At 72.8% G+C, this 14,675-nt stretch carries 17 protein-coding genes; 10 read left to right on the top strand and 7 right to left on the bottom strand.

Annotated elements, in window-relative coordinates; translation table 11 throughout:
• The first annotated feature begins 18 nt into the window (after positions 1-18).
• Together FB157_RS00325 and FB157_RS00320 are read left to right on the top strand one after the other, a co-directional pair.
• A complete protein-coding gene (locus FB157_RS00325; protein ID WP_145874749.1) occupies positions 19-1,146 on the top strand; it encodes an alpha/beta hydrolase in 1,128 nt (375 codons plus the stop codon).
• Between the two features lie 179 nt (positions 1,147-1,325).
• The gene (locus tag FB157_RS00320; RefSeq protein WP_186581269.1) at positions 1,326-2,744 is read left to right on the top strand and encodes a hypothetical protein; all 1,419 of its coding nucleotides are present in this window, start codon (positions 1,326-1,328) and stop codon (positions 2,742-2,744) included.
• 30 nt (positions 2,745-2,774) lie between these two features.
• Here the strand turns inward: FB157_RS00320 and FB157_RS00315 are convergent, their stop codons facing one another.
• Positions 2,775-3,185, bottom strand: a complete 411-nt coding sequence (locus FB157_RS00315; RefSeq protein ID WP_145874747.1) for a VOC family protein — start codon at positions 3,183-3,185, stop codon at positions 2,775-2,777.
• Positions 3,186-3,467: 282 nt separating this feature from the next.
• On the opposite strand from FB157_RS00315, the gene FB157_RS00310 reads away from it, so the two are divergent.
• The 3 genes from FB157_RS00310 (at position 3,468) to FB157_RS00300 (ending at position 6,556) form a co-directional block, all read left to right on the top strand.
• Entirely contained in the window at positions 3,468-5,066 is a 1,599-nt protein-coding gene (locus FB157_RS00310; RefSeq protein WP_145874745.1) for an ABC-F family ATP-binding cassette domain-containing protein, read from the top strand.
• A 335-nt stretch (positions 5,067-5,401) separates the two neighbouring features.
• The gene (locus tag FB157_RS00305) at positions 5,402-5,623 is read left to right on the top strand and encodes a helix-turn-helix domain-containing protein (RefSeq protein WP_004002281.1); all 222 of its coding nucleotides are present in this window, start codon (positions 5,402-5,404) and stop codon (positions 5,621-5,623) included.
• 129 nt (positions 5,624-5,752) lie between these two features.
• On the top strand, positions 5,753-6,556 hold the full coding sequence (locus FB157_RS00300; protein WP_145874743.1) for an enoyl-CoA hydratase/isomerase family protein: 804 nt from the start codon (positions 5,753-5,755) through the stop codon (positions 6,554-6,556).
• Positions 6,557-6,569: 13 nt separating this feature from the next.
• Here the strand turns inward: FB157_RS00300 and FB157_RS00295 are convergent, their stop codons facing one another.
• Complete coding sequence (locus FB157_RS00295; RefSeq protein WP_145874741.1) at positions 6,570-7,295, bottom strand: nucleopolyhedrovirus P10 family protein; 726 nt, start codon at positions 7,293-7,295, stop codon at positions 6,570-6,572.
• An 87-nt stretch (positions 7,296-7,382) separates the two neighbouring features.
• Between FB157_RS00295 and FB157_RS00290 the strand changes: the two genes are divergently transcribed.
• Genes FB157_RS00290 through amaP form a run of 5 tightly spaced genes read left to right on the top strand, consistent with a single transcriptional unit; the run spans position 7,383 to position 9,727 of the window.
• Positions 7,383-7,856: an Asp23/Gls24 family envelope stress response protein gene (locus FB157_RS00290; RefSeq protein ID WP_145874740.1), complete on the top strand. Its 474-nt coding sequence runs from the start codon at positions 7,383-7,385 to the stop codon at positions 7,854-7,856.
• A 41-nt stretch (positions 7,857-7,897) separates the two neighbouring features.
• Positions 7,898-8,092, top strand: a complete 195-nt coding sequence (locus tag FB157_RS00285) for a hypothetical protein (RefSeq protein WP_145874738.1) — start codon at positions 7,898-7,900, stop codon at positions 8,090-8,092.
• Between the two features lie 5 nt (positions 8,093-8,097).
• Positions 8,098-8,505: an Asp23/Gls24 family envelope stress response protein gene (locus FB157_RS00280; RefSeq protein WP_145874737.1), complete on the top strand. Its 408-nt coding sequence runs from the start codon at positions 8,098-8,100 to the stop codon at positions 8,503-8,505.
• The gene (locus FB157_RS00275) at positions 8,502-9,140 is read left to right on the top strand and encodes a DUF6286 domain-containing protein (protein ID WP_145874735.1); all 639 of its coding nucleotides are present in this window, start codon (positions 8,502-8,504) and stop codon (positions 9,138-9,140) included. The genes FB157_RS00280 and FB157_RS00275 overlap by 4 nt, the downstream gene beginning before the upstream one ends.
• Positions 9,141-9,145: 5 nt before the next feature.
• Positions 9,146-9,727: an alkaline shock response membrane anchor protein AmaP gene (gene amaP, locus FB157_RS00270; RefSeq protein WP_145874734.1), complete on the top strand. Its 582-nt coding sequence runs from the start codon at positions 9,146-9,148 to the stop codon at positions 9,725-9,727.
• Positions 9,728-9,739: 12 nt separating this feature from the next.
• Here the strand turns inward: amaP and FB157_RS00265 are convergent, their stop codons facing one another.
• The 5 genes from FB157_RS00265 to FB157_RS00245 all read right to left on the bottom strand — a co-directional run bounded on the left by FB157_RS00265 (position 9,740) and on the right by FB157_RS00245 (position 14,556).
• On the bottom strand, positions 9,740-10,495 hold the full coding sequence (locus tag FB157_RS00265) for an SDR family oxidoreductase (protein WP_145874732.1): 756 nt from the start codon (positions 10,493-10,495) through the stop codon (positions 9,740-9,742).
• Positions 10,496-10,500: 5 nt separating this feature from the next.
• Positions 10,501-12,306 (bottom strand): glycoside hydrolase family 15 protein, encoded by a 1,806-nt coding sequence (locus FB157_RS00260; RefSeq protein ID WP_145874730.1) that lies wholly within the window; start codon positions 12,304-12,306, stop codon positions 10,501-10,503.
• Between the two features lie 90 nt (positions 12,307-12,396).
• Complete coding sequence (locus FB157_RS00255; protein WP_145874729.1) at positions 12,397-13,194, bottom strand: SURF1 family protein; 798 nt, start codon at positions 13,192-13,194, stop codon at positions 12,397-12,399.
• 49 nt (positions 13,195-13,243) lie between these two features.
• Positions 13,244-13,477, bottom strand: coding sequence for a hypothetical protein (locus tag FB157_RS00250; RefSeq protein ID WP_145874727.1), 234 nt, complete (start codon positions 13,475-13,477; stop codon positions 13,244-13,246).
• A gap of 92 nt (positions 13,478-13,569) precedes the next feature.
• Positions 13,570-14,556, bottom strand: a complete 987-nt coding sequence (locus FB157_RS00245) for a DEDDh family exonuclease (RefSeq protein ID WP_186581268.1) — start codon at positions 14,554-14,556, stop codon at positions 13,570-13,572.
• Between the last annotated feature and the right edge of the window lie 119 nt (positions 14,557-14,675).

The following is a 14,675-nucleotide window of genomic DNA, read 5'->3' as shown; positions in this document are numbered from 1 at the left end:
CGCACGACACTGGAACCCGTGGGCACCGTCAGAGCGACCGCCGCCGCACTCACCGCGGTTCTGGCCGCCGGCGCGGCCTCAGTGGCCGCCGGGCGGCTCGCCAGTGACGCTGCGCTGAAGGCGCCCCCGGGCCGCCCGCTGCCCACCGAACCCCGGCTGACCGTGCACGGCACGGCCGCGGGACAGATCATCCTCACCCGCGACCTGGCCTCGCTGCGCCCCGGCACCTACGGCCTGGCCGGCGACGGGTCCCACGCGGTCGTCGGTCCCGTCCTGGCCGCGGCCGCGCACACCGCCGACACCGTCGTACGCCGGCTCGTACGCGTCACGCACGGCACCCTCGCCGCCGGCGACTCCGTGTGGTTCACCCCGAACGTGCACGTCGGCAACCCGGACGCCGCCCTCGGCCTCGAACACGCCGACATCGACGTGCCCGGCGAACTCGGGAACCTGCCCGCCTGGTTCGTGCCCGGCCACCGGGACACCTGGGTGATCGCCGTGCACGGCCTCGGCACCACCCGCGAGCACGCCATGAACGTCATGGAGTTCCTGCACGGCCGCCGCCTGCCGATCCTCGCGCTCGCCTACCGCGGCGACCTCGGCGCCCCACGCCCGCCGGACGGCCTGAGCCACCTCGGCGAGACCGAGTGGCGCGATGTGGACGCCGCGATCCGCTACGCCGTCCGCTACGGCGCCCGCCGGGTCATCCTGCTCGGCTGGTCCACCGGCGCCACCATGGCCCTGCGCGCCGCCGAGCACTCCGTCGTGCGCGAGCGGGTCGCCGGGCTGGTCCTCGACTCGCCGGTGCTCAGCTGGCCGGCCACCCTGCGCGCCCTCGCCCAGGCCCGCCACACCCCCGAACCCCTGCTGCCGCTCGCCGTGTGGGCCGCGCAGGGCCGGGCCGGTCTCAACGCCGACGGGGCGGGGGAGACCGCCGACCCCGGGCTGCTCGGCGTGCCGACCCTGATCATCCACGGCCCGGACGACACGGTCGCCCCGTGGGAGTACTCCCGGCGCCTGGCCGCCCGCCGTCCCGACCGCGTCGCCCTGCACACCGTGCCGCAGGCTCCGCACGGGGCGATGTGGAACGCGGACCCCAAGGAGTACGAGGAGCGTCTGCGCCGCTTCCTCACCCCGCTGATGTGAGGTCCCCCGCTCCGTCGGTACAAGTCGGAGGCCCCGGTTCCAGACGTTCCGTTCAAGGTCGAACGACTGGCCTGATCATGTCTCCTCGCCCGTCATCGCCCCCGGTGCGTTGGCCAGCCCCGTCGCCCCCCGTGACATTCCGTTTGGGTTTTCGGACCGTCAACCGGAAGACTGCACCCGTGACGTCCCGTATCCCGCGCGACTCCAGGCTTCGACTCGTCCGACCGCGACCCCTGGCCGCCGCCCCCAGAGCTGTGAACCAGCGGCGCCCACGCCGGCCCGCGCCCCGCCCGCCGGAGGGCACCCCGGCCCCCGCTGAACTGGCCAGAATGGCGCGCACCGGACTGGGCGGTGCGGTCCGCGTCGCCCGCTGGGCCGACGCCGCCCTCGGCCCCGGCCGCGACGGTGCCACCGCCGACGGCAAGGCCACCCTCTCCGACGCGAGCGCCGAGCGCGCCGCCGCCGACCTCGCCCTGAGCAGTGCGCAGGTCCGCGCCGAGTGGGACACCGCCCGCCTCGCCGGACTCGTCGAGGTGCACGGGGACAGCGCGCGCCCCGGCTGGCGCCTGCGCGCCTGGGACCGTGACGACAGTGCCGTGCTGCGCGGCTGGGTCGCCCTCTTCGACGCCTGGTCGCTGGCCAGCCCGGAACCCGCGGACCACGAGCCGGCCGCCGTCGCCGAGGTCGTCTCGGCCATGCCCCAGGTGCTCTCCTTCCTCCAGCTGTCCGCCGGTCCCGTCCCGGTCGAGCAGCTCCTCGACCTGCTCCAGCAGCGGGTCACCGAACTGCGCACCGAGCGCTGCGAGATCCCCTACGGGCCCGGCTCCGCAGGGCCCGCGGGGGCTCCGGGCCCGGCCGAACCCGCACCGGTCGGGGACACCCCGCTCGCCCCCCTGCTCGACTGGGCCCTGAGGGCCCTCGCCTCCGTCGGCGCCCTGACCTACGGCGACGGCCAGGCCACGCTCACCCCGCTGGGCAGCTGGGCGGTCTGGGTCAAGCTGGAGCAGATCTGCGTGGCCGCGCAGAGCCCGGCCGGCAACATCGAGCAGGCCGCCGAGGACATGCTCCGCGGCTGCGCACAGCTCCGCCCCAACGCGGCCCGCGCCGAGTACCGCGCCTGGCTCGCCGCACGCCCCGTCGGCAGCGCCGTCACCGAGCTGCTCGGTGCCGCCCGCGGCGAGGACGCCCTGCTGCGCGGCCTCGCCTTCGAGGCACTGCGCGTCGTCGGCGCCCCCGCCGAGCCCGATGTGCACGCCGTGCTCGACGACCCGGCCCTGCGGCCGTACGCCCTGCTGTGGCTCGCCGAGCACGACGGCGTCGACCCGGAGGACGCCCACGAGGTCCTCACCCGTGAGGAGGCCACCTGGCTGTGGGTCGACACCGCCGCCGCCGTCGCCGACCACGGCGAGACGGAGATGCTGGTACGGCACCTGGAGGCCGCCGTGCAGCCCACCGTCCCCACGCTGCTGGACGAGGTCCGCGCCGTCGGCCACCCGCGCACCGTGCAGGTCCTGGTCGCGCTGGCCGCCGCCCACCCCGACCCCGCCCTGGCCAAGGCCGTGCGCCGGGCCGCCTTCCAGGTGCACACCGGCGGATAGGTCTCCCGGCGGGCTGCGCGACCGGTCCGCTCAGCCGCCGATCTCGGGGGCGTACGTCCCGAAGCTCCAGATGTTGCCCTCGGCGTCCCGGGCCATGTAGTCCCGCGAGCCGTAGTCCTGGTCCGTCGGGGGCATCAGGATCTCCGCGCCGTGCTCCACGGCCCGCTGGTGGTGGACGTCGACATCGTCCACGACGACGTACACCCCCGCGGGCCCGGCGGCCTTCATCGCCGTGTCGAAGAGGCCGCCGCGGCCCTTGGAGCCGACCATCACCGCCCCGTTGCCCTGAACAAGCTCGGCGTGCATCACCGAGCCGTCCTCCGTCTCGTACACCGACAGCTCGGTGAAGCCGAAGGCCTCCGTGAGCTGTCGGATCGCCGCCTTCGCGTCCGCGTACAGCAGCGTCGGAAAGATGCTCGGCCGTCCGCCCGTGCCTGCCATGCCGATCACTCCTTGGTGCGTCGGTCTTCGTGCGTGGGTCCGGTCCTCGCATCGAGTCTTGCAGCCGCCACCGACAACGCCTCGGCGGACCCGAGTGTGGTGCATGTCACGGCATCGCCTCCCGGGCAACAGCCCCTGGACAGCGGCCCGAACGCGCGGTCGTAGAAAAACCGCTTGCACGGCCCCGTTAGACTTGGCCCATGGCCATTCTCCTCGCGCATTAGACGGCGGGAACGTCCTCAGCCGCCCACCGCCCAATCCCGTACGCCCTGGAGTCTGTCCGTGATCTCCGCCTCCGGTATCGAGCTGCGCGCCGGTGCGCGCGTCCTCATCGAGAACGCCACCTTCCGTGTCGCCAAGGGCGACCGCATCGGTCTCGTCGGCCGCAACGGCGCAGGCAAGACCACCCTCACCAAGGTCCTCGCCGGAGAAGGCATCCCGGCCGCCGGCAACGTCGCCCGCTCCGGCGAGGTCGGCTACCTCCCGCAGGACCCCCGCACCGGCGACCTCGACGTCCTCGCCCGTGACCGCATCCTCTCCGCGCGCGGCCTCGACGTGCTGATCCGCAAGATGCGCGACAACGAGCAGCGGATCGCCAACGGCCAGGGCGCGACCCGCGAGAAGGCCCTCAAGCAGTACGAGCGCCAGGAGACCGAGTTCCTCACCAAGGGCGGGTACGCCGCCGAGGCCGAGGCCGCCACCATCGCCGCCGCGCTCAACCTGCCCGACCGGGTGCTCGGCCAGCCCCTGCACACGCTCTCCGGCGGTCAGCGCCGCCGTGTCGAGCTGGCCCGGATCCTCTTCTCCGACGCCGACACGCTGCTGCTCGACGAGCCGACGAACCACCTCGACGCCGACTCGATCGTCTGGCTGCGCGACTACCTGAAGACCTACCGTGGCGGCTTCATCGTGATCTCCCACGACGTCGACCTGGTCGAGACGGTCGTCAACAAGGTGTTCTACCTGGACGCCAACCGCTCCCAGATCGACTTCTACAACATGGGCTGGAAGCTCTACCAGCAGCAGCGCGAGGCCGACGAGAAGCGCCGCAAGCGCGAGCGCGCCAACGCCGAGAAGAAGGCCGCCGCCCTCAACGCGCAGGCCGACAAGATGCGCGCCAAGGCCACCAAGACGGTCGCCGCGCAGAACATGGCCCGCCGGGCGGACAAGCTGCTGTCCGGCCTGGAGGCGGTCCGCCAGTCCGACAAGGTCGCCAAGCTCCGCTTCCCGGAGCCGGCGCCCTGCGGCAGGACCCCGCTGATGGCGGAGGGCCTGTCGAAGTCGTACGGCTCCCTGGAGATCTTCACCGACGTCGACCTGGCCATCGACAAGGGCTCGCGCGTCGTGATCCTCGGCCTCAACGGTGCCGGCAAGACCACCCTGCTGCGTCTGCTCGGCGGGGTGGAGCAGCCCGACACCGGCGAGGTCCGCCCCGGCCACGGCCTCAAGCTGGGCTACTACGCCCAGGAGCACGAGACCCTGGACCCCGACCGCACGGTCCTGGAGAACATGCGCTCGGCCGCCCCCGACATGGACCTCGTGGAGGTCCGCAAGGTGCTCGGCTCGTTCCTCTTCTCCGGCGACGACGTCGACAAGCCCGCCGGCGTCCTCTCCGGCGGCGAGAAGACCCGTCTCGCCCTCGCCACCCTGGTCGTCTCCTCCGCGAACGTCCTCCTCCTGGACGAGCCGACCAACAACCTCGACCCCGCCAGCCGCGAGGAGATCCTCGGCGCCCTGCGCACCTACAAGGGCGCGGTCGTCCTCGTCACCCACGACGAGGGCGCCGTCGAGGCGCTCCAGCCCGAGCGGATCATCCTGCTGCCCGACGGTGTCGAGGACCTGTGGGGCGCCGACTACGCGGATCTCGTGGCTCTCGCCTGATCCAAAGACTGATCCACTGTGTATGGATCATTCGGCCGATCCGTGATCCATCATCTGTGTGAGATCTCCTCGTATCGAGGTGTGTCGTACATCGATTTCGCGGCCGATCCCTTGGGCCTCAAGGGATCGGCCGCTTCGCGTCCCTGACCTGGCACTTCGTGAATCCACCCGTTCGGCCCCATGGCCGATCCACTGTGGAATCCCAGATTCCGCATGTGGGGATGTGCTCCTGTCGTCACGACGATGTCTCACGGACCTTGCCGAATGGGTGGCCATCGCGCCCTGGAGGGGTGATCATGAGGAGACCAGAGCGCACTTCCCATGAGGAGGCACGGGTGGCCGAGACTCTGAAGAAGGGCAGCCGGGTGACCGGCGCCGCGCGCGACAAGCTCGCGGCAGACCTGAAGAAGAAGTACGACTCCGGTGCGAGCATCCGGGCACTGGCCGAGGAAACCGGCCGCTCGTATGGCTTCGTACACCGGATGCTCAGCGAGTCGGGCGTCACGCTTCGTGGGCGTGGCGGAGCGACCCGGGGCAAGAAGGCCGCATCGTCCTGACTCCGGGCGGCCCATCGCCTTCGACGGTGGCCACCCGGTCGGTTGTCTGATCGGCCGGGTGGTTACTGTGCAGTCACTTAGCATGCCAGTACGGCAATGCGTGATGACCGCACCCATCGGAGGCGCCCCATGGCTTCGCCCGACCAGGACCTCGCTCCTGTACTCGACAAGGACGGCGTACGGCTCACCGTCGACGACGCGCTCGCCACGGTGACGCTGGCCAACCCGGCCAAGCGCAACGCGCAGAGCCCCGCCCTGTGGCGGGCGCTCACCGAGGCCGGTCGGCTGCTGCCGGGCTCTGTCCGTGTCGTGGTGCTGCGCGGCGAGGGCAAGTCCTTCTCCGCCGGGCTGGACCGACAGATGTTCACCCCGGAAGGGATCCCGGGCGAGCCGACCTTCACCGATCTCGCGCGTCGTGACGACGCCGGGCTCGACGCGTCCATCGCCGAATTCCAGGAGGCGTTCACCTGGTGGCGGCGGAACGACATCGTGTCCATCGCCGCCGTCCAGGGGCACGCCATCGGTGCCGGGTTCCAGCTCGCGCTCGCCTGCGACCTGCGGGTCGTCGCGGACGACGTGCAGTTCGCCATGCGCGAGACAGCCCTCGGCATCGTTCCCGACCTGACCGGCACGCATCCGCTGGTCGGCCTGGTCGGGTACGCCCGCGCGCTCGAGATCTGTGTGACCGGGCGGTTCGTCGGGGCGGCGGAAGCGGTGGCGTCGGGGCTGGCCAACCTTGCCGTGCCCGCCGTCGAACTGGACGGTGCGGTAGAGGACTTGGCCGCGGCGATGACGGCTGCGCCGCGGGATGCCGTGGTGGAGACCAAGGCGTTGCTGCGCGGTGCTGCCGGTCGTACGTACGACGAGCAGCGTGCGGCCGAGCGGGCCGCGCAGGGGCGGCGGCTGCGGGACCTGGCCGGCGTCGGCGAATGAGCGAGGGCGGTGGTCAGCCGACCGCCGTGACCAGCACCGCCACGGTCGGGTGATCGTCCAGCGCGTCCCGTACCGCCACGCGTACCTGCCGGGCCACGTCCACGGCCCGGTGGTCCGTGCCGGTCGCCAGCTCCACGCGTACGTGCCGGCCGGGCAGGGAGGTTCCTTCGGCGCGCCGTTCGACGTGCACCGCCCGGCCCAAGCCCGCGAGTGCGCCCGTCAGCCGGGTCACCCCGGGGACGGACAGCGCGGCTGCCGCCACCAGGGACTCGTCGGGGCTCGTCGTCCCGCGGGCAGGTGGCGGCTGCGGCGCGGCCACCGCTGCCTCCTGCCCGTCCGCCGCGTCGAGCAGGTCCGTCACCCGCAGGTCGACCTCCGTGACCATGAGGCCCAGCCGGTCCGTCGCGGCCGTCGCCAGCGTCAGCCGCAGGCGGGACGCCGTCACCGGCAGGGGCTCGGCGGCCGTGGCCGCGAAGTCCGCCGTCACCCGGAGCGCGCCAGGGCCCAGGGCGCTCGGCGGAGACGGTACGACGGGCTCGTGGACGTCCTCCGGATCGGCGAGCGTGATCCGCAGTGCGCCGAGGCGCACGTCAGGAACCTCCGTCGCCGCGGCGCGCGCCAGCACCGCAGCGGCCGCCCCCTCGGCGATCCACGCCCCGTCGCGCGGGCCACCGAGCGGCAGCAGCCTGCCCAGCCCCAGCTGATGCCTGACTTCCTGCGTCCACCGGTCCGCCGTCATTCCTCCAGCCTGCCGCATCCGTGGCGCGCGACCGAGCATCCTTGCTTACGGTGGTCGCAGGACGACGACCGAAAGGGACGTACGGCGATGACCGAGATGACGACGACCCCAGACGGTGACGACGAGCCGCAGGTGTCGACCCGTAAGGCCACCAGGCGCGGCGGTGGGGACCCGGCGACCCGGGGACGCACCACCATCGCCGACGGTGTCGTGGAGAAGATCGCCGGAATGGCCGCCCGGGAGGTGCTCGGCGTCCATGCCATGGGCAGCGGCCTGGCCCGCACCTTCGGAGCCGTGCGCGACCGGGTCCCGGGCGGTGCGAAGTCGGTGACCCGGGGTGTGAAGGCCGAGGTCGGCGAGGTGCAGACGGCGCTCGACCTGGAGATCGTCGTGGACTACGGCGTGTCCATCATGGATGTCTCCCGCGCGGTACGGGAGAACGTGATCGCCTCCGTGGAACGGATGACCGGACTCGAGGTCGTCGAGGTCAACATCGCGGTGAGCGACGTCAAGCTCCCCGAGGAAGAGGAAGAGGAGCCCGCGCCGCCCCGGATCCAGTGAGGCACCGGGCCCCGCACACCTGACGAGCTGAGGAGTGCTGCATGAACATGGCCGTGGTCGGCATGATCGCCGGAATGGCCTTGGGGTTCGCCGGGTACTTCGGCGGGTTCGGAGCCTTCCTGCTGGTGGCGGCGCTGGGCGCCGTCGGGTTCATCGCCGGCCGGTTCCTGGAGGGTGACCTGGAGCTCGGCGACTTCTTCCGCACCCGCGGCGACCGGCGCGACCGCGGACGGTGAGCGCCATGAGCGCGGAGACGGGCACGGTGCGCGGGCCCCTGGACCTCGCGCCGCCCGGCGAACGGGGTGCCACCCGGATCGCCGACCGGGTCGTCGCGAAGATCGCCGCCCAGGCCGCACGCGAGGCGCTCGGCCCGCTGCCCGAGGGCGCGGCGCCCCCGCACGCCACGGTCGTCGTCCTCCACTCCCGGCTTCGCTCGAGCGGGGGGACCCCCGTGGAGACGGCCCGCGTCCGTGTCGTCCTCGAACTCGGCTACCCCTGCGACATCGGTGCCCGCTGTGCCGCCGTGCGTCGCCAAGTCATCGAGCGGGTAGGCGCGTTGGTGAGCATGCAGGTGCCGGAGGTCGCGGTCCAGGTCGAGCGGCTGCACCGGACACCGGCAGCCGGCGCATCCCACGGGAGGACGCGATGAGCGAGCCCCGGCCACCCGAGAGTCCCACCCGGCGACTGCCCGTCCTCGACGACGACAAGACCCCCGACGGCCCACCGGCCCTGCTCCCCGAAGGCAGCGGCCGCTTCTGGTCGGCCCGCCGGGTCCCGGCGGGCATCGTCGCCCTGTGCCTCCTGGCCGGCGCGGCCGTCTTCCTCTACGACATCGCCGCCGTCCGCGCCCACCGTCCGGCGATGCACTGGCGGGGCGCCCTGGCCCGGCAGCTCGCCGAGCGGCCCCTGGACAACACCTGGGTGCTCGCCGGAGCGGGGGTCACCGCCGCCCTCGGCCTCTGGCTGATCGTGCTCGCCCTCACGCCCGGCCTGCGGGACCTGCTGCCCATGCGGCGCCCGCACCCCGACGTCCGCGCCGGACTCCGGCGCGAGGCGGCCGCCCAGGTGCTGCGCGACCGGGCCATGGAGGTCTCGGGCGTGCGAGCGGTACGGGTGCGGATGCGGCGCAAGCGGGCCGACATCCGCGTGGTCTCGCACTTCCGCGGCCTGGACGAGGTACGGGCCGACCTGGACGCCGTACTCACCGAGGCGGTCCGGGGACTCGGACTGTCCCGGCCGCCCGCGCTGTCGGTGCACGTCCGACGCCCAGGACCGAAGGGGTGAGGCGGATGCGCAGGGGCACCGTCAACCGCGTCCTGCTCGGACTCGTGGGCCTGCTGCTGCTCGCCCTGGGCGGCGCGGTGCTGGCCGTGGGCCTGGGCGCACCACCACCGCACTGGTGGCTGCACACCGGCCCGCACGACGTCCTGCTCGGCAAGGCCGGGCGCACCCGCTGGCGGCAGGCCGGCTGGTGGTGGCCGACGGTCATCGCCGCACTGGCCGTCCTCGTGCTGCTCGCCCTGTGGTGGCTCGCCGCGATCCTGCGCCGGCGCCGTCCGACCGAGATCCTGGTCGACACCGGCGACGGCGAGGGCGCCCTGCTGCGCGGCAGGGCCGTGGAGTCGGCGCTGGCCGCGGACGCGGCCGGCCAACAGGGCGTGACCCACACCGAGATCCTGCTGACGGGCCGCCGTATCTCGCCCGCGGTGCGCGCGTGGCTCCGGCTGGAACCGGACGTGGACCCCGCGACAGCACTGATCGACTTCACGGCCCAGGCGCTGACGCACGCACGCGAGTCGGCGGGCTTGGCCGCGCTTCCGGCGGAAGTACAGCTGAGGGCGGTGAAGCACCGTGCGGAGAGGGTGACTTGATACCGCGGACCCTCAGAACCCGTGCCTCATTCCCCCGTCCACAGGCACCATGATCCCCGTCAGGTAGGAGGCCGCCGGGGACAGCAGGAACGCGGACACCCGCCCGAACTCCTCGGGCGTCCCGTACCGGCGCAACGGAATCCGGGACTCGTTCGCCGCCCGAGTGGCCTCGGGATCGGCGGACAACGCGTCGAGCTCACGCACCCGGTCCGTGTCGATCCGCGCCGGCAGCAACCCCACGACCCGGATCCCGCGCGGCCCCAACTCGTCCGCGATGGACTTGGCGAACCCGGCGAGCCCGGGCCGCAGCCCGTTGGAGATCGTCAGCGCGGGAATCGGCTCGTGCACCGACCCGGACAGCACGAACCCGATGACCCCGCCCGGCTCCAGTTCGGCCGCCGCCGCGCGGGCGAACCGGACCGCGCCGAGGAACAACGACTCGAACGAGTTCCGCCACTGCTCGTCCGTGTTGTCCGCGACGAAACCGGGCGGCGGCCCGCCGACGCTCACCAGGATGCCGTGGAAGCCGCCGAAGTGCTCCCGGGCGGCCGCGATCAGCCGCTCGGGAGCCCCCGCGTCGGAGTTGTCGACGGCCACGCCGACCGCGTTGGCGCCCAGTTCGGCGGCCGCGTCGGCCACCCGCTTCTCGTCACGGCCGGTGATGACCACCTTCGCCCCGTCGGCGACCAGCTCCCGCGCGGCGGCGTTGCCCAGCCCGCGCGTGGCGCCCGTGACGATGTACACCCGGTCCTTCAGTCCAAGATCCATGGCCCCTATCCTGCCCCGTGCCCCGCGTTTCGGTCCCCTCCGTCCCCGAACAGCGTGAGGGCGGTGTTCACCAGCGCGATGTGGCTGAACGCCTGCGGGTAGTTGCCCACCTGGCAGCCCAGCTCCGGGTCGTACTCCTCCGCCAGCAGCCCCACGTCGTTGGCGAGGCCGACCAGCCGCTCGAACAGCTCCCGGGCCTCGTCGGCGCGGCCCGTCATGTGCAGGGCGTCGGCGAGCCAGAACGAGCAGGCGAGGAAGGCGCCCTCGCCGCCCGGCATCCCGTCGACACCGACTGCGTCCGTGTCGTAACGGCGCACGAAGCCGCCGTGGCCCAGGTCCTCGCGGATCGCGTCGACCGTGCCGATCACACGGGGGTCGTCGGGGGGCAGGAAACCGACCCGCGGGATCAGCAGCAGCGAGGCGTCCAGCTCGCGCGAGCCGTAGTACTGGGTGAAGGTGCCCCGCCGGGGGTCGAAGCCCTGCTCGCACACCTCCCGGTGCACCGCGTCGCGCATCGCCCGCCAGCCGTCCAGATCGCCGCTCAGGTCCGGATGCTTCTCCAGCGTCCGTACGACGCGGTCGGCGGCCACCCACACCATCACCTTCGAGTGCACGAACTGCCGTCGGCCGCCGCGCACCTCCCACAGGCCTTCGTCGGGCTGCCGCCACGCCGACTCCAGGAACGTCATCAGGGCGCACTGCAGCGACCACATGTGGGGCTTGGTGCTCAGTCCTGATTCGCGGGCCAGATACAGCGAGTCCAGGACCTCGCCGTACACGTCCAGCTGGAGCTGCTCGACGGCTTCGTTGCCGATCCGCACGGGTGCGGACTCGGCGAACCCGGGCAGCCAGTGCGCCTCCCACTCCGTCAGCCGTCGCTCGCCCGCCAGGCCGTACATGATCTGCAGGTCCGCCGGGTCGCCCGCGACCGCGCGGAGCAGCCAGTCGCGCCAGGCCTCGGCCTCCCGGTGGTAGCCCGCGGAGAGCAGCGCGCCGAGGGTGAGGGTGGAGTCCCGCAGCCAGCAGTAGCGGTAGTCCCAGTTGCGCACACCGCCCAGCTCCTCGGGCAGCGAAGTGGTGGCCGCGGCCACGATCCCGCCCGTCGGGGCGTAGGTGAGGGCCTTGAGCGTGATCAGGGACCGTACGACGGCGTCCCGGTGCGGCCCTTCGTAGCGGCAGCGGGCCGTCCAGCGCCGCCAGTCCCGCACGCTGGTGCTCAGCGCCTCGTACGGATCGACGAGAGCGGGGCGCTGCTCGTGCGAGGGGTGCCAGGTCAGCACGAAGGCGACCCGCTCGCCCTCGGCGACGGTGAACTCCGAGTGCGTCGCCATGCGCTCGCCCCAGGTGCGCACGGGCGGTTCGGTGCGCAGCCACGCCGAGTCCGGGCCGGCGACGGCCACCCGATGGCCGTCCGCGCGGCGCACCCACGGCACGATCGAGCCGTAGTCGAAGCGCAGGCGGAGCGTGCTGTGCACGGTGACGCGCCCGCTGACGCCCTCCACGATGCGTACGACATCGGGGGCGCGGTCGCGCTGCGGCATCAGGTCGGTGACGCGCACCGTGCCCTCGGGGGTCTCCCACTCGGTGTCCAGGACGAGGGTGTCGGGCCGGTAGGCGCGGCGGGTGCAGGTGTCCGCGCCGTTCGGCGCGATCCGCCAGTGGCCGTTGTCCTCGTCGCCCAGGATCCGGGCGAAACAGGCGCCGGAGTCGAAGCGGGGCAGGCACAACCAGTCGATCGAGCCGTCCCTGCCGGCCAGCGCCGCGGTCTGCTCGTCACCGATGAGGGCGTAGTCCTCGATGCGCGCGTTCACGGGATGCGGGTTCCCGGGGGACCCGGGGGCCAATCCGGGAGGTGCGCCGGGGGAGTGACGGATCTCCGGTGCCGGGGATCACACGAGGGATCACACCACGGCCGGTTCCGCCTCCTCGGGCGTCTCCTCGGCCGCGGCCTCCGCGCGGTCGCGGATCTCGCGCCGGACCAGGAACCACCAGCCCACCGGGACACCCGCGGCGAACAGCCACCACTGGAGCATGTACGCGTAGTTCAGCGGGGCGTCCTCGCTGCCGGGGTCGGAGATCTGCTCCGGGGAGCCGCCCCTGGGCTCGGGCGCCGTCTGCTCGACGTAGCCGCCGAGCACCTGTGCGCCGAGCCGTCGCGCCTCCTCGGCGCTGTTGATCAGCATGACCTGCCGGTCCGGCAGGCCCTTGACGTTCTTGATGCCGCTCGCCGCGGTGGTCTCGTCGGCCTTGAGCCGCCCGGTGATGGTGGTCCGGCCGGCGGGCGGCGCCGGAATCTCGGGGAAGGCCGTCTGCACGCCGTTCGCGGGGATCCAGCCGCGGTTGACCAGCAGCACCTTGCCGTCTGACAGGACGAACGGGGTCAGGACGTGGAAGCCGACCTCGTCGTCGGAGTTGGTCCGGCGGCGGACCACGACCTCCCGGGAGGGGGCGAAGGTGCCGGTCGCGGTGACCGTGCGGTACTTCTCGGTGCGGGTCACGGCGTGCCCGGGGGAGGTGAGCCGCTCCACGGGGACCGGCTCGGCGTGCAGAGCCCGGGAGACCAGGTCGTTGCGGGCGGTGCGCTCCTCGTACCGGTGCTGCTGCCAGAAGCCGAGCCTGATCATCGTCGGGATCAGCGCGATCGCGACGAGGGTGAGGATCACCCACTGGAGGGTCAGCAGAAAGCGGTAGCGGTGCACCCCACGACGGTACAACTCGGTCGTGGGGTGCGATCGGGCGGGTGCCGGGTCACACGCGGTCGACGATGCCCACCTTTCCCTCGGAGCGGGCGCAGTGGGCGCCGCAGAAGAAGCTGCCGTCCGCCTCCACGCCCTGGCCGATGATCGAGACCTTGCAGTGCTCGCAGACCGGGGCCATGCGGTGGATCGCACAGGAGAAGCAGTCGAACACGTGCACAGCACCCTGTGCGTGGACCTCGAAGGTCATCCCGTAGTCATTGCCGCAAACTTCGCAATTCGCCATGGGCCACAGGGTGAGTCGTCGCCGGCGCCGCGGGGCGGTGGGCGCCGGGCGAGTCGCGGCGAATCACCCATCCGTACGGGTCCCGCGTCCGCTCATCCGTCGGCGGGGTCGACGTCCCTCAGCAGCTGCCCGAACGCGGCCTCGTCGACGATCGGCGTGCCGAACTGCCGCGCTTTGACCACCTTCGAGGTGCCCGAGTCGGGGTCGTTGGTGACCAGCAGGCTGGTCAGCCGGGACAGGCTCGTCGCCACGTGCAGCCCGGCCTCGGTCGCCCGGTCCTCCAGCAGCTCCCGCTCGGTGGAGGTGTCCCCGGAGAATGCCACCCGCATGCCCTGTTTGAGGTGTTTGCCGTCTTCGTACCGGCCCGGGTTGGGGTAGGGGCAGGCGGGCCGCTTCCGGGACGGGCGCCAACCGGACTGCCGGTGGCCGCCGTAGCCCCCGGTCGCCTGCCGGCCGATCCGGGGGGTGTCCGACCACTCCGTCAGCGGCCGGCACTCCAGCAGCGGCAGCCGTACGCCGCCCGCCGCCGCGGCCCGCAGACTGGGCCGGAACGCCTCGGCGAGCACGCGCGCGTCGTCCAGCGCGTGGTGCGCCCGCTGCTGCACGACACCGAAGTGTGCCGCCAGCGACTCCAGCTTGAAGTTGGGCAGCGGCAGCGCCAGCTCCTTGGACAGCGCGATGGTGCACAGCCGCTGCCGCACCGGGGCCTCGCGCTCCGCGCGCGCGTACTCGCGCGCGATCATCTGCCAGTCGAAGACCGCGTTGTGCGCGACCAGCACCCGGCCGTCCAGCCGGGCGGCGAACTCCTCGGCGACGTCCGCGAACAGCGGCGCCCCTTCGAGCACCTCACTCGTCAGACCGTGTATCCACACGGGGCCCGGATCGCGCTCCGGGTTGACCAGGGTGTACCAGTGGTCCTCGACCTCGCCGCGCTCGTCCAGCCGGTAGACGGCGGCGGAGATGATCCGGTCGTCCCGGGCCAGGCCGGTGGTCTCCACGTCAACGACCGCGTATCCCTTCGGATACGCGGCCGGCCACTGGGTGGGGGAGGACACTGCGGTCGCACGGTCTTCGAGCATGGTCATTGAGGATACGGGCCGCGACCGACAGCGCTGTCCCGCAGGGGCCGGACCCGCCCCTCGCGCTCGCCCTCCCGCTCGGCCGCCGCACGCGCGTGCGGCGGCCGCAAGGCGGCGGA

Source organism: Streptomyces sp. BK340, assembly GCF_007827595.1.
Classification (GTDB): Bacteria; Actinomycetota; Actinomycetes; order Streptomycetales; family Streptomycetaceae; genus Streptomyces.
The sequence above is the reverse complement of the archived record's forward strand: the minus strand, read 5'-3'. Positions and strand labels throughout refer to the sequence as shown.

Excerpts from the sequence above, each read along its gene's own strand:
- FB157_RS00285 (WP_145874738.1), top strand. The coding sequence starts at position 7,898 with ATGAACATGGCCGTGGTCGGCATGATCGCCGGAATGGCCTTGGGGTTC.
- FB157_RS00265 (WP_145874732.1), bottom strand. The coding sequence starts at position 10,495 with ATGGATCTTGGACTGAAGGACCGGGTGTACATCGTCACGGGCGCCACG.
- FB157_RS00315 (WP_145874747.1), bottom strand. The coding sequence starts at position 3,185 with ATGGCAGGCACGGGCGGACGGCCGAGCATCTTTCCGACGCTGCTGTAC.
- FB157_RS00280 (WP_145874737.1), top strand. The coding sequence starts at position 8,098 with ATGAGCGCGGAGACGGGCACGGTGCGCGGGCCCCTGGACCTCGCGCCG.
- FB157_RS00300 (WP_145874743.1), top strand. The coding sequence starts at position 5,753 with ATGGCTTCGCCCGACCAGGACCTCGCTCCTGTACTCGACAAGGACGGC.
- FB157_RS00250 (WP_145874727.1), bottom strand. The coding sequence starts at position 13,477 with ATGGCGAATTGCGAAGTTTGCGGCAATGACTACGGGATGACCTTCGAG.
- FB157_RS00245 (WP_186581268.1), bottom strand. The coding sequence starts at position 14,556 with ATGCTCGAAGACCGTGCGACCGCAGTGTCCTCCCCCACCCAGTGGCCG.
- FB157_RS00295 (WP_145874741.1), bottom strand. The coding sequence starts at position 7,295 with ATGACGGCGGACCGGTGGACGCAGGAAGTCAGGCATCAGCTGGGGCTG.
- amaP (WP_145874734.1), top strand. The coding sequence starts at position 9,146 with ATGCGCAGGGGCACCGTCAACCGCGTCCTGCTCGGACTCGTGGGCCTG.
- FB157_RS00290 (WP_145874740.1), top strand. The coding sequence starts at position 7,383 with ATGACCGAGATGACGACGACCCCAGACGGTGACGACGAGCCGCAGGTG.
- FB157_RS00275 (WP_145874735.1), top strand. The coding sequence starts at position 8,502 with ATGAGCGAGCCCCGGCCACCCGAGAGTCCCACCCGGCGACTGCCCGTC.